This window comes from Brevibacillus sp. HB2.2, assembly GCF_013284275.1.
GTDB lineage: Bacteria > Bacillota > Bacilli > Brevibacillales > Brevibacillaceae > Brevibacillus > Brevibacillus brevis_D.
The window spans coordinates 1-13962 of record NZ_JABSUV010000066.1 but is presented as its reverse complement, the minus strand read 5'-3'; the positions used below and the strand labels follow the sequence as shown (position 1 = coordinate 13962).

15 protein-coding genes are annotated in these 13962 nt (G+C 47.0%); 8 read left to right on the top strand and 7 right to left on the bottom strand.

The genetic code is table 11. The annotated features are described in order from the left end of the window. Together HP401_RS29710 and HP401_RS28645 are read right to left on the bottom strand one after the other, a co-directional pair. Window positions 1-185, bottom strand: a 185-nt coding sequence (locus tag HP401_RS29710) for an ASCH domain-containing protein (protein WP_309145170.1), incomplete at its 3' end; no start/stop codon positions are given. Window positions 186-199: 14 nt separating this feature from the next. Then, window positions 200-574, bottom strand: coding sequence for a hypothetical protein (locus tag HP401_RS28645; RefSeq protein WP_173607508.1), 375 nt, complete (start codon window positions 572-574; stop codon window positions 200-202). 711 nt (window positions 575-1285) lie between these two features. On the opposite strand from HP401_RS28645, the gene HP401_RS28640 reads away from it, so the two are divergent. Together HP401_RS28640 and HP401_RS28635 are read left to right on the top strand one after the other, a co-directional pair. Continuing rightward, window positions 1286-1588 carry a hypothetical protein gene (locus tag HP401_RS28640; RefSeq protein WP_173607507.1) on the top strand — a complete coding sequence of 101 codons (303 nt, stop codon included), beginning with the start codon at window positions 1286-1288 and terminating at the stop codon, window positions 1586-1588. Between the two features lie 617 nt (window positions 1589-2205). Continuing rightward, window positions 2206-2925, top strand: a complete 720-nt coding sequence (locus tag HP401_RS28635; protein WP_173607506.1) for a VOC family protein — start codon at window positions 2206-2208, stop codon at window positions 2923-2925. Window positions 2926-3025: 100 nt separating this feature from the next. Here HP401_RS28635 and HP401_RS28630 read toward each other — a convergent pair whose 3' ends face one another. Beyond that, window positions 3026-3208: a hypothetical protein gene (locus HP401_RS28630; RefSeq protein WP_172142071.1), complete on the bottom strand. Its 183-nt coding sequence runs from the start codon at window positions 3206-3208 to the stop codon at window positions 3026-3028. Between the two features lie 197 nt (window positions 3209-3405). Between HP401_RS28630 and HP401_RS28625 the strand changes: the two genes are divergently transcribed. From HP401_RS28625 to helD, 6 genes are all read left to right on the top strand, one after another. Beyond that, window positions 3406-3780, top strand: a complete 375-nt coding sequence (locus HP401_RS28625; protein ID WP_012684886.1) for a DUF423 domain-containing protein — start codon at window positions 3406-3408, stop codon at window positions 3778-3780. 133 nt (window positions 3781-3913) lie between these two features. Further along, window positions 3914-4483: an RNA polymerase sigma factor gene (locus tag HP401_RS28620; protein WP_173607505.1), complete on the top strand. Its 570-nt coding sequence runs from the start codon at window positions 3914-3916 to the stop codon at window positions 4481-4483. After that, window positions 4452-5582 carry a DUF4179 domain-containing protein gene (locus tag HP401_RS28615; protein WP_173607504.1) on the top strand — a complete coding sequence of 377 codons (1131 nt, stop codon included), beginning with the start codon at window positions 4452-4454 and terminating at the stop codon, window positions 5580-5582. Before HP401_RS28620 ends, HP401_RS28615 begins: the two co-directional genes overlap by 32 nt. Before the next feature lie 12 nt (window positions 5583-5594). Further along, window positions 5595-6230 (top strand): hypothetical protein, encoded by a 636-nt coding sequence (locus HP401_RS28610; protein ID WP_173607503.1) that lies wholly within the window; start codon window positions 5595-5597, stop codon window positions 6228-6230. A gap of 126 nt (window positions 6231-6356) precedes the next feature. Continuing rightward, entirely contained in the window at window positions 6357-6980 is a 624-nt protein-coding gene (locus HP401_RS28605) for a DUF6143 family protein (protein WP_173607502.1), read from the top strand. A 253-nt stretch (window positions 6981-7233) separates the two neighbouring features. Continuing rightward, entirely contained in the window at window positions 7234-9594 is a 2361-nt protein-coding gene (gene helD / locus HP401_RS28600) for an RNA polymerase recycling motor HelD (protein ID WP_173607501.1), read from the top strand. Window positions 9595-9641: 47 nt separating this feature from the next. Here helD and HP401_RS28595 read toward each other — a convergent pair whose 3' ends face one another. From HP401_RS28595 to HP401_RS28580, 4 genes are all read right to left on the bottom strand, one after another. Next, complete coding sequence (locus tag HP401_RS28595) at window positions 9642-9980, bottom strand: DoxX family protein (RefSeq protein ID WP_172142077.1); 339 nt, start codon at window positions 9978-9980, stop codon at window positions 9642-9644. Window positions 9981-10033: 53 nt separating this feature from the next. Further along, window positions 10034-11206: a bis-aminopropyl spermidine synthase family protein gene (locus HP401_RS28590; protein ID WP_173607500.1), complete on the bottom strand. Its 1173-nt coding sequence runs from the start codon at window positions 11204-11206 to the stop codon at window positions 10034-10036. Between the two features lie 371 nt (window positions 11207-11577). Beyond that, entirely contained in the window at window positions 11578-12816 is a 1239-nt protein-coding gene (locus tag HP401_RS28585; RefSeq protein WP_173607499.1) for an MDR family MFS transporter, read from the bottom strand. 51 nt (window positions 12817-12867) lie between these two features. Beyond that, complete coding sequence (locus tag HP401_RS28580) at window positions 12868-13788, bottom strand: ArsR/SmtB family transcription factor (protein WP_173607498.1); 921 nt, start codon at window positions 13786-13788, stop codon at window positions 12868-12870. Between the last annotated feature and the right edge of the window lie 174 nt (window positions 13789-13962).

Sequence of the window (13962 nt, the reverse complement as noted above, 5' to 3'; positions counted from 1 at the left end):
AGTGCTGAGATACTTCTCATGGACAAAATCACAATTTCTCTTTTGTTAAATAGCGATTCCCTTTTCTTAGCGGCATGAATCGCTATGGGTCCGCGGTGATTGGTTGACCAGCCTCGTGTCTCGAATCGTTTTTCCCCGAGGGCGATCAATGTCGCCCATGACTGGTGAATGGTTATGGCTTTCACTTGGTTCCCTCCATTCAAGCTACTTCTATAAGCCTGCTTCGTAGTTTCTTTATGTCATCAATAAGCGCTGCCTTGTCTTCCAGAAAGAGCAGCATCATATCCCGTTTGATATCGAATAAACCCTTGAGTTGCTCCACCGACATATCCTGTTCCAAGAACTGCTCGGTTGGTATTAATTCGAACTGGTCCACATTCCGCCCGCATAGTTTGCATTCATATACGCCACCAAGGTAATGAGCTAGTTTCTGACACCCGCACGTTGGGCAGCACAACCCATCCATCCTGTTCCCCTCCCTGGGTACAAACGTAATGTTTTGTAAAACGCGCGCCCCCGTAAGTTGTTTATAATCCATTGCATATTTACCATTTTCTTGAAATACATTCTTCATGTAGTTACTTTCCTGAGAGGGTGTTTTTTCATGAGTGCACTTAAGTCGACGTTTATCGGCGCTATTTATTCCGCTCCTTCCCCATTGCCTGGTCAATCGCATCGTGAGTGTCCTTTGGGACACCTCTTTTTTATTTGCAAATGACCATGTTGCATTACATCAAGTAGCACAAAGGTATCGCTCCCATTTAACAAATCGTGTGGGTTGTATCCACCCTCTTAAGAATCCCCTTACCAATATTTGCGATTTCGCGTATTGTTTTTAGAAACACTCCGCACTCCTCGAAATGACCAGGAATATTATGCTGATTAGATTAGGAAGGAGTGGAAGGCGAATGGCGTATCCTGCTCAGGCTCCAACATCTCCACCCCCAAGCTTCATCCCTCCCAGGCCAACTTACATCCCTCCGCAACCATCTACCTATCTTGTCGATTGTGTATACGAAAACACTTATGTTTGGCTCGTAAATGGAGAACAATTTTGGTTTTATCCAACTACCGTTGAGTACAACGGGGTTACGGGCTATCGGTGGAACGGCAGATCATGGATGTTTTATGGTATTGATCCAAGATTTATCGATGCCGTTGTATGTTACCCGACTCCCACTCTTTATTAAGATGTGGGAGTTTTATTACATAATTACCGTTTTGTTAAATCGTGACGATTTCCGTATACCGTGTGATAGCATTGTTAGTGATAGGAGGTCTAACCTTGAACAAACGATTGAAACAACAATATTTGCATGACCTGAGCCATATCAAAAAGTTGATGAACGAATGGAACCCTATTGGACTAATACAGATGGGGGCTCCCGAGGACGAATATGACTCCTACTCAGCAAATGTTCTCATTATTATCCAAACCTCCAAAAACGACATTGAGTCTAAAAATAGTCTCGAATCTTATTTAGATGCTCTGATTCACAAAGAGTTGGATAACCCATCTTGTATTCCCGCCAGCATGATTGCTGATAGATTGCTGGAGTGGTTCACAATGGGTGATTCTACACAATAACTAATGTGATAAGTCACCACATCCTAATCCCTTTTCTCCTAGTCAGTTCCCAAGCCCCAAGGCAACAAATTTCATGCTTGTTTAAGCAATCAAAGCATTCGCTTTTGTGCTGACATTTCTCTCTCGCCTTGATCATGGTTGCCTTGGTGACTAGCCTTCCCGTACGTCCCTTTTGCATATATCATTCTTTCAGTATCAACAATGCAGTATCGCGGGTCTTTGGATAACTCCATAAGCTCCATGTACGATCTGCCATTTCTCCGCAATGCGACAGCCTCCGTTTATCTCCCTACACATTTTGATAAATAACCTGAACTTTCATGGTATTCTTTAGAAAAATATAGAAAGTGAGTTGCCAAGTTCGATTGTGTTTGTGGTAAGTTACTTTCTAACTCTTTATGTCCAAACGACGTAGAATACCATGTTTACAGCGATAAGGAATGGACCAAATACTTGCTGTAGATAAACTTGATTCTTCAGACTAAGCGTAAACACCGCCATATTGTAATACCTTCTTTTTTAAGGTAATATATGGTTTTCGCACAAAGCTCAAGTCAATATAGACAGAAACATTGAGTAAAAGGATCTTACAATCCAGTTAAAGAGGAGTGAAGGAAATGTCGCAATCTTCGATAAGTGTTCAACCTATGATCCCGAGTGACAATGTTGATGAAAGTGTTGCTTTCTATAGTGCGCTTGGGTTTGAAATAGTCCGAGACGAGACGTTTCCTTACAGATTCGCGGAAGTTCGGGATGGCGATCTTCGTCTTATGACATCCAGCTATGCCCAATTCGGAGGTAGGAAAGCGTTTGGTGCCCTCATCGTAAGCGTGACGGAATTAGGAAAATTTCATGATCGTTTTGCAAATAATCTCAAGAACGCCCTTGGGACTGTACCTCTCAGCGGTTTGCCCCGCCTTACGCGACGCTCACGAGATGGTAGCCAGTTTCGACTCTTCGACCCTTTCGGCAACATGATAGTTTACATGGATAAGCATTACACGCCTCCCCTCTACCTTGAGTCACAAGACCACACAGATGAGATCCTCAATCAGGTATGGTTCCTACGCGATATATATGCAAATGATCGTGCAGCAGCCAATATGCTCGACCGTTCCCTAGAAGAAACGAAGAACGAAACTGGTATCGGGCGCGCAAGATTGTTGGCTGCTCGGGCCGAGCTTGCTGTTGCCAGGGGTGAGTTGGAGCTTGCTACCAGACTTGAGGACATGCTAGCGCATATACATCTACAAGACTCGGAGATACGAAAATTCCAAGAGGAACTGGGAGCCTCTCAATACCTCAGAAATTGGGCTGGAATCGAGTCAGGCGAATAGGAGGAGTTTTATTTTACATAGTTGAGCTTTTAAGCTGCCTCAAGAAGAAAAAAGGCATCCCCGATTGGAGACACCCTTGATTTGTTTTTCATCTTGCTAATTAACCCTTGAACCAGCCACGTACACCAGAATAAATAAGAGCTCCTGCGAATACGACCACAGTGATCAGACCCAATCCATCCACCACCGGGTCCACCCCACTTAGGAAGGAACCGTCTAACGGCGCTTTCAACAATGCGAAGCCACCAAGAAGCCCTCCTACGTTGGAAATCCATTTGTTCATATTACGTCACCTCCCGTCGCAGCGGCCTGTAAGCGTTGCCACCGCGATACTTTACTCTATGTTGGAGGTTGACAAGCGGCTTGTATGGTAGTCCAAGGCGTGTTCACCAAATTACAATTGGGCAATGTCTATCTTTTTACGCTAAAATAGAGGTCGGACAGATGTACAGGTTATGCGAAAAAAGGAGTGACGCACTCATGAAGCTGTTTTTGATGCTTGGCAGTATCAGTGGATTTCTTTCGGTTGCGTTGGGAGCATTCGGGGCACATGCACTGAAGGAAAAATTAGACGAATATTCGCTGGGCATTTTCCATACGGGCGTGACCTATCAGACGACACATGCACTGGCTCTGGTACTGGTTGCTCTGTTGCTCAAATGGTACCCGGATTCTTCTGGCCTCGTTTGGGCAGGCTGGTGCTTTACAGCCGGAACGTTGATCTTCTCCGGCAGTCTCTACACGCTGGCGATGACCGGCATTAAGGTTCTCGGTGCGATTACGCCGATTGGCGGAGTTTTGTTCCTTGCTGGCTGGGCGCTGCTTGCCATTCATGCCTGGAAAACGGTGTCGTAAACGAAAGAGTTCATATGCTTACAAAAGGTTGGGATCTTGCTCCCAGCCTTTTTTCTATGCAAAAAATCGAAAACCAGTTGTGTCGATTCTCTAATGCCTGGCGTCTAATTCTGTTGAAGAAGGGAGGGAGAAAATGGAATCCACACCTTTTGATGAGAAGTACTGGATTTCGCGTGCCAAAGAAAATCGAGAGGACTTTGCTCCTATTTATGATCATTATGTAAAGCGAATTTACCGTTATTTTTCATTCAGAGTGGGGAAAACGCTAGCGGAGGATCTGACACAGCAAACCTTTTTAAAAGCAATGAGTCGGCTCGATAGCTTTCGGGAAGAGTCGCTTTTTTCCACCTGGCTGTTTCAAATTGCCAAGTACACGCTCATGGACGAACAACGCAAGCAAAAGCGACGTCCGAGAGAATGTGAGCTTGATTCTCTCTCTGCCAATTCGTCTGCCTGCTATGCAGAGAATGCAACCACTCAACTCGATTTAACTTCTGCCCTACAGCAAATCAATGAGACCGAACGGGAAATTATCATGCTTAGATTTTTGGGTGAATGTACCTTTGCCGAGATCGCACAAATCATGCAAATGGGCGAAAGTGCCGTAAAAAATCGCCTGTATCGCGCCTTAGAAAAGGTAAAAGGAAATCTACGAGGATCGGAGGATTCTTATGAAGCGCAATTCAGACGAGATTGTTTCTGAACAAATCGAGAGCTTTGCCAAGTGGCTGGAGGCGCCTCACTCGGAGTTGCGCAACGGGGCTCTGGCTTATGACGCATCTGAGCTTATTGACATCGTCAAACAGCTTGAACGAGAAAACGGAATACACACCCCTGACGAAGAAACCGTAACACGGATGAAAAGCAATTTATTCACAACCATGCCACAAGAGCAGTCATCCGGTTCCCGTATCCGCATGAAAAAGATTTTCATGGCCTCTGCTAGCGTTGCGTCCTTCCTGCTTTTCACCCTCCTGGCGCTCGGATTTTCCTCACCCACATGGGCAGAAAAGCTGAAGCATGTACCGATCATCAGCTCTGTCTTTGAACTGTTTCAAGAAAATGCTCTACAAATCGCCAACGAAAAAGGGCTAATTACCGCAGTCAACCAAAACGCAGTGGTCAATGGCATTACGATAACGGTCAACGAAATATTTTACGATGGGATACAATTGGGAATTGGCTATTTGATTCAGATGCCCGAAACGACCGAAAAAGCAGCCGCCCAGGAAATCGCAGAAAGAATCGTGCTAAAGGATTTTACCTTGGCTGAGCCCATCAATAACACCGGAGCTGGCTGGAGCAGTGAGGTCAAACAGATGGAGGATTATTTGTTCGCAGGTGTTACTACCATTACCCTCAATGGCAATTGGCCCGATCAGTTTACGATGCAGGCGCAGTTATATGACTATCAAAATACACAAAACACATGGAACCTGAAACTTCCTGTTGTGAAGCAGTTTACGAAGATTGACAGCAAGACCCTCACGCCTAACATCAGCCAAACCTTGCGGAGTAATTTTGCATTTCAAGTCAAAGAGATTACACTCACGCCGGTATCCACAACGGTTGTACTAAAAGAAATTCCGCCTGACGACAAGCTGTATGAGCCGTCGTACACTCTCCTCGATCCAACCGGAAAGGAAATTCGTATTGAGGAGGAAAGTACGAATTACGACGAGAATGGGATTTCGCGAAAATTTATCGTTTCCTTCAAGGAAAAACCCGCGTACATCCAATTAATCCCGCATATGAACGGGGAAGCAGAACCGGATAAAGCAGTAAAAATTTCGTTACAGTAAAGGAGATCGACCATGAAAATACAACCTTTTCAAGCAATCGGCAGTTTATTGTTGGCAGCTGTTATCGGTTTGTCAGGAGTCGCGACTGTAAGTTCCGGGCATGCTCCCGCCGCGCAGCCAAGTGATGCAAGCAAGCAGGAATCATTACCTGCTCTCGTAGAGGCCAGTTTTAAAAAGCTGCTTGAAGTGGAGCCCTCGCTGAAAACGTGGAAACTCATGGGGATGCATAAGTCTCCCATATCAATATCAGGAGACATTCGGGGAGTATGGACGTTTACCTTGCACGAGACAGGGAATGCAACGGATAAAGGGAAACGTTTTGCCGAAATGCAATTCGACAGCACGACAGGCATTTTGCTGCACTATCATGGTGGTCCCTTTCCCGCAGCGAAAGTAGCGTCCCGCCAAAAGGATTACTACCAGCAACGTGGACAAGAGCTTATGAATCAAATACTTGGCAGCGAAAATACGAAGCAGTTTAAAACCGTTAGCAACCAATTCATTGAAACAGGAGATACGAACGGATTTACACGAGAGCTAGGCGGGATTACTTTTAAAGCCGAGAAAGAGCAAATTGAACTGTCCATCGACTCAGACGGTCGCCTGGAGCAATACCATCGCGTTCGTCTTCCTACCCAGAAAAAGTAATCCATTTCAAACTCGTTTAGACACCAGCTACAATGGTGTCTGTTTTTTTGCTTCCTGACACCCTCCATGGACGATTGCCATATGCTGTAGGGTTAGCAGTTACCCCACTCACAAGGAGAGGAAATCATGACGAAGCCCTCCTATACTCGCCCCTCGTACTTTTTTGGCGGAATACCAGATGTCTACATGCAGATGGGGTACTATCCGTTTCCCACTCCTTCTGCTACGGAACAGCTGAGCCGGAGTGTTCACATTCCGTATGCGATGTCGATGGCGGATCAATGCAAATACTTCATGGGGCAATCGGATAAAATCACAGTGAGCGATGGAGCTCACGGGATCGCTGCCTTGTCGAACCCATTACGCTCTGGCGTTCATTTATTTGTCAACCACTGGATGATCACGAATCCATCCCCGCACCCGATAGAAACACATTTCTTGTTTGGCAAAGCCTCCTCAATCACAGGTACGACTCTCTCACGTCAAGTGACTTCTGGTTATGTTCAACTCCCCGCTTGTCCAGCCGCCCAAGGGCAAATTTTGCATGGCACTGGTATGACGGATACCTTTTCTGATCACATTCATACCTCCACGCGAATCATTCCGGCATCCTCTACCGTTGAGGCGACCCCTGGCGGACAGTGGATTCTCGGACCTGGAATGGCACTCATCGTTCGCGTTCCAAACGCAGGTGAGAAGACATCCTTTTCGTTTTCAATAGACTGGTGGGAACAACCCGTATATGGGTAGCTCTCGCCGGAATCCTTGGCGGACAAGTCTAACCGCAACAAAAAAGGGAACCCCCAAAGGAGCTCCCTGTCATTTCACTTTGTATTTTTCCTATACCATGTTGAAAAGCCAATTTTCACGTGTTAAAATGAGAATTGGTCTGTTGGTCAATCGATCATATGTAACTATTTTATCTCCAATATAATAGTATCACATTCACTTTCGATTGTCAAACCTTCAGGCCAAAAATGGGGAACGAAAAAGGAGCGGTACCATGAGCGTGACTGATCAAGATCGGCAAAACGAACAACAACGTGTTGAACAAGTCATCTCAGAGATAAAGAACCGAATAGATGACCTCAGAGAGCATGTGAATGTCGTGAGCGAGGATATTATCGGCATTCGCAAGCATTTTTGGGACGACGTGACAGTCAACTTCGAGGATGCCATTGAAGCTGTCGAGACTTACGCCAGTATCAAGCAGCAAGCGGAGGTCCTGTCCGAGCGTGAACGCATCCATCGCCATGCCCAAAATCAGTTGCGTACGCTACAGCGATTGTTGCAATCTCCCTATTTTGGCAGGATTGATTTTCAAGAAGAGCTGGAATCGAAGCCAGAAGCCATCTACCTTGGCATTGCTTCTTTGCTGGATAAAAACGACGAGGAATTTCTCGTTTACGACTGGCGCGCTCCGATCTCCAGTCTGTATTATGACTACTCGCCGGGTCCAGCCGAGTACAATACTCCAGGCGGTAGCGTAAATGGAGAGATTACGTGCAAAAGACAATACATCATTCGCGACGGCAAATTGCTGCACCTGTTCGATACGGGCGTGACGATTGGCGACGAGCTGCTTCAGGAGGTACTCGGCAAACAGGCTGACTCGCAGATGAAAAGCATCGTGGCCACGATCCAACGGGACCAAAACCGCATCATCCGCAATGAACGTAGCCGACTCGTCATCGTCTCTGGAGCCGCCGGTAGCGGAAAAACGTCTGCAGCACTGCAACGAATCGCTTATTTGTTATACCGTTATCGCAAAACATTGACCGCAGAGCAAATCGTCTTGTTTTCGCCCAACTCTTTGTTTAACAGCTACGTCTCGACCGTTCTTCCTGAGCTCGGCGAGGAAAATATGCAGCAAACGACTTTTCAGGAATACGCGGAGCATCGTCTCGGTGACGGCTTCCAGTTGGAAAATCCGCTTGAACAGATGGAGTATGTACTGACAGCAAGTGATCAGTCTGGATATGAGGCGCGGCTGGAAGGGATCCGTTTCAAGTCAAGCGCCTTGTTTTTGCAGGCCATGGATAAATACGCGAATAGCTTGAAACAAGCTGGAATCATGTTTCTCCCTGTTACATTTAGGGATCAGACACTAATCAGTGCGGCTCACATCCATGAATTGTTTTATTCTCTCGATACGAATCTGCCTATCCCCAATCGGATGGTACTCGTTGCAAAATCACTGCTGACAGAGCTAAAAAAAATGGAACAGCGCGAACGATCAAAGCCATGGGTAGAAGATGAAATGGAGCTGCTTGACCGAGATTCGTATGTAGCTGCCTATCAATCGCTGCGCCGCAAAAAGCAGTTTCGGGAGGATACCTTCGATGACTTCGAACGCGAGCAGGAGCTCTTAGCCACATGGATCGTCAAAAAACAGTTTCAGCCTCTTCGTGATTTTATCCGGGAGCTTCAATTTATTGATACTCGTGCTATTTACCGCCAGCTCTTCTTATCACCTGACTTGCTCGGGACGCTTGCGCCAAGCACTCTCCAACACGATGTATTAGACAAGTGGCCGGCAGTGTGCGAACAAACAGCAGAGCGTTTAGAGCAACAGTATTTGGCATGCGAAGACATCCCTCCTTATTTGTATTTGCAGGAACGATTGGAGGGCAAGCAGACGAACAACCTCCTCCGTCATGTCTTTCTCGATGAAGCCCAAGACTACTCCGCCTTTCAGTTCGCTCTCATCAAGAGCTTGTTTCCCCGTGCCAAAATGACCGTGCTGGGAGACTGGAATCAGGCGATTTACGCCCATGCGTATCACCAAAATAGCTTTGATGCTGTCACATCCCTGTTTGAGCCTGAAGAGACGGAGACCTTCGTCCTGACCAAAAGCTACCGCTCCACCTATCCCATCGTCTTGTTTACGCGGCAACTTTTGCGAAACGGGGAGATGATTGAGCCTTTTATGCGCGATGGTCGCTTACCAACTCTAACCAAGGTAACATCCCCTCAAGCTCATACCGATGAAATCGAAGCACGCATACGTGAGCTCACTGATCGTGGTCATCAGACGATCGCTGTTATCACAAAAACGCTAGAGGAAGCCCAAATCGTTCATGACGCTTTGCAAGAGAGAGTGCCGATTCGCTTGATCAAGCCCGCTACTCTTTCCTTTGAGAAAGGAATCTTGATCATTCCCTCTTATTTGGCAAAAGGAGTCGAGTTCGATGCGGTCATCCTTTATGATGCTTCCGCTACAAGCTATGGCGAAGAAAGTGAACGCAAGCTTTTTTACACGGCATGTACACGTGCCATGCATGAGCTGCACCTTTACTATTCGGGTGAAAAAAGTCCATTTATAGATAACGTTTCTCCTGAGTATTACGAGCTGTTTGTTTAAAAAAAGAGATCCAGCTGACCGCTTACTGGTTCAGCCGGATCTTTTTTTCACTTTTTTAGTCCCACACAAATTGTGACAAGCAACAGGATCAAATCCATCTCATAACCGCCCACAAAACCTTTCGCCCATTTCACTGTCACAATCGCCCCTGCCATGATCGCAGCTAATCCCCATGCGGCATATCTCGCCCCAACTCCAATGATCAGCGCGAGGCCGCCGAGCAGTTCTACGATCAACACCAGATACGCCAGCCACCCCGGCAAACCGAGATCACCAAACGTCGTCACAACAGTAGCCATCCCTTTTTGCAGTTTGGCTATGCCATGGATGAAAAACAAGATTCCCGTCGCGATCCGTAATAAAGAAAACGCCTTTTCGTAAGCCATCTTCTCTTATTCTCCCTCCCCTCCACCACTACCATATGCCCACTTGCGTACAATCAGTCTTGTACTCTTCGGCGGGACAACAGCTCAAAGCTTTGGTGCTTGCAACGAGGGCAGCCGCGTTTTTTCAATTGTTCGATCGTCACTATTTTTGCCTGTGCCCCTACCTGGATCGATCTTTTGCAACGCTTGCATTTATACTCACGCTTGGAAGGGGTCTCTTCGCCTGTGTACAACGATTCCAGAAATGGATGCTTGATTGTCGGAGTCGTCAGCTCTGTTGTGGTAAGTACGATCATCTGTCCTTTGTTTCCAATCATTTGCGCCGCTTCGTATTCATTGAAATGACTGAGCACCTCTCGTACGGTCAAGCCTGCCAGCACGAACTCCCGTTGCATATTCAGCGTAAAATCAGGTGATTTATGCGCAAAGGAAAGGAAGATGGACAGTCCTTTTTGCTTTTGCAGCCCACTGATTCCGCGGGATAAAAACAGAGCCATTCCTTGCAGCGTGTAAGGTGGATCAGTAAAAAAGCAATCGTACCCACCCTGTAGCTTCTTCGGCAGCGGCTGCCGCAAATCAGCCTGATGGCAGGCAACGGTCAATGCTTTTTGCTTGGATACATCCGTAATGTACTGAAGAAAACGTTCATCGATATCGACTACGTCAATTTGCTCTGGACGTTGTTGATTCCCTGGAAACAAGCGCTTGAGCAAAAGTCCCAGCGAGATGCTGACCAAATCATCATCCCCGACACATAATATTTTTTTACCCACCAAGCTCTGATGCCGCAAGCATAAGATTGCCCTGCGCAGACTCGTCTCGACTGTGCATTTGGACTGATCGATCTGTACATCGACTTGCGGACGCCCAGCAAAAATCACCTCCATCTCCGCCTTCAAGTCAGCCAGCTCGGTTTTCCAAGCTTCGTCGTCTCTCATCAGCTTTTCGTACAGCTCTCGATCCAGTCCACCATACCCTAGCTTTTGCTCAATGAACGCTTCCCCCTCTGCCGTGCATCTCACTCCGCTTCCTTGCTGTATGGCACCTGCCTTAATCAGCTCTTTTTTGATCGCAGTTGCCACAGGTACAGGCAAGAGTACTTTTCTTGCCAGCTCTTTCGTAGGCAAATCCGGATGAAAATAGCAAGCGAGCAGAAACTGTTCGATTACTTGTTGACCTTCTTGTAAACGCACTTGTTTATAGGTGTCTTCGATATAATTTTTCAAGTAGAATACCTCTTTTCAAAAGGGATGGACCCATCGATGCATGCAAAAAGGCAGAGCATGAACATTCGTTCATCTCCGCCTTGAGGGCATGCGTTCGCTACGTGCGCGTGGATAGTCACGCAAAAAAACCGTGCGTAAGAGCACGGTTCCCGTAGTCGAGCAAATGGGTAGATGGATGACCGTAAGTTCTTAACTAATCAAGGCCTCCTCTGTTCCATAGCAAATAAACTCACATGACATGAGATTTTTGCCAAAAACAATGGGAGTACCCTATCCAGTTGCTTAGTTAAGAACACACACCGACATCAAAACGTCCCCTTTTGAAAAAGATACTTTCCATTATACGGCAATATCAATCAATCGGCAAGAAGCTACATGGCTGTCTCTACAATCGCATTTCTAGGCTGCTTCCGCTGTTCATGCAATCTGCGTCCCAGCCAATAAAAGATCAAGCTAACCAGCGCCAATACTGCCATGACCCCAAACATCACGGGGCCACCATATGCGGTGAGCACCATACCACCTGCCCATGGTCCAAGGAAGCTGCCGAGCATCGTTGCGCTTTGTGCCCCATAGTAAGTCCCTCTCATATTCGCGGGACTGATCTCGTCGATTTGCGCATACTCCGCTGGTATGATCAAGATTTCCCCGAGCGTAAAAACGATCATCGCTGTAATAAACCAAGCCCAATTTGACGAAAAAGCAAAACCAACTTCTCCTATGGCCATCAATACAGCACCGCCTGCTATCCTCGCAAACAAGGAATACCGCTCAACCAGCCTCGTTACTGGAATTTGCAAAAGCAAGACGGTAAATCCGTTGACGCTCATTAAGGTTCCAAACAAGGCGACACCCTCCGAAAAGTTTTCCCGCAAGTATTGGGAGAGCGTAACAGACATCTGACCGTACACCGTCACTAACAGGATTCCGCCTGTGACAAAGGTAAGAAGGACGACATCCCTTCTGAGTACTTGCCAGATCTCACCCAAACTGGCTCGCTCCACCTCTCCGTTCTCCCCACTGTTATCGGTGACGCCGCATCTCCGACATGCCACTACTAAAATGACTGCAAAGCTCACCAAGGATACCGCAGTCAGAATAAACGCCAGATTGCTGCCGGAAATCCCCCAAAAAGCACCGAGCATAGGACCAATCGCGAAGCCCAGATTGCTCGCAAGATAGCGATTCGAGAACACACGAAAACGTTGATGCTCGGGCGTCAAGTCGCCCATCAACGCTTTTGAAACCGTCGCAAAAATCGATGCCGCCAATCCCATAACCATGCTGATTACCAATAAACCGATCGGATGTGCCACTGTAATGAAGCCGATCATCGAGCACGCCATAGCAAGCAAGGAAAAAAACATCAGCTTTTGTCTGCCAAACAAATCTGAGAGAATCCCGCCAACAAATCCCCCTACTGTTCCAGCCAAAGGACCTGCCCCGATAATCAGCCCAATATAGGCGTGGGAGAGCTTCGTCGTTTCACCGAGATAGATGGCCAAAAAAGGGATACTCATCGATTGGGTGAGCTGAACGAACACCGTCCCTGCCATCAAAAGATGAACAATCGGATGATACGCCTCCCACACTTGCCTCATTTTGCTCATACTGATTCAACCTACCCTTTCAACAAAATCATGCTATTTCCGTAAGCAAAATCACTCTGATGCATGAAAGAAGGAACGAAGCAAGACCGGGAGACGCTCGACAAAGGCTTCTCGTAGACTGTAGTAGGAAATTGTCGTACTTCCTGTGTAGTGAGCACGAATCAGCCCCGCTCTGCGCAACGCCGTTACATGATGATGGACGGTGCTTTTTGCCAAAGATACTTGCTTCTGTAATTCACCGAGCGTGCACGTCTTTTTTGCCAGACAGCGCAAAATTTGCAGGCGCTTCTCATCTGCCAGACACTGTGTGATAGGCAACAGCTCCAAGAGTGGCTGTGGTTTGGTCATTGCCGCATCTTTGACAGGATACATGCAAGTGGCAAGCCCCCGATAAAAGTCGAGAACAGAAGAATGGGCACAATGATATTGCGGGATCAGTACAACCTCTCGCAAATCTGCCATCGGCTCAATCCAGATACCGTTTGTAACATGATCGACCAAGTCGATTGGAGGCGTTTCTTTGGCGCGGGCCGTCAGCTCATCGGCACTCCGTTGCAGACTCTCCAAAATGCGTGGGTCCATCTTCGAAAAATAATGCTCATTCCACCGGGTAAGCAACGATAGGCTGCGATCACGGATTTCTCCCAAATTCAGCGGGATTGTCTCCACCCACGGCGCGAGGCGCTCATAAATTTCACCGGGAGGAATGCTTTCCAGCCACTCAAGAAATTCTTCGACGGATTGGGTCTGGGGCGATTGCGCTACAAGCAGCACCAAGCGGTGGAGTACCTCCCAACGTTCGTCTGCGAGTTCATCTGCAAAAGACGCCGGGAGCTTTTGTTTTGTTTCCTCTAACCAAGCCGTACCAAGCAAACTATGCTTGCGGTCTTTCTCGTAAATGTAAGTGTAGAGGCTAATGATACATTCATACGCAGGAGACCATTCTACTCTGATCGAATATAAGTTATTCATTCTATCACCATCGAACGTTTAGTTTTTTTCAGTGTATCATTCTTGGTGGATTTTGCATAGCGCCATTTCGTTAGAATAACCTGTAAAGGTCCTTAGGAATGGGGGTCAACATAGTGGAGGAGAAGAAAAAGCACAGTGCTCTTCGACTCTGACACGCCAGCAGGTGGGATTCAC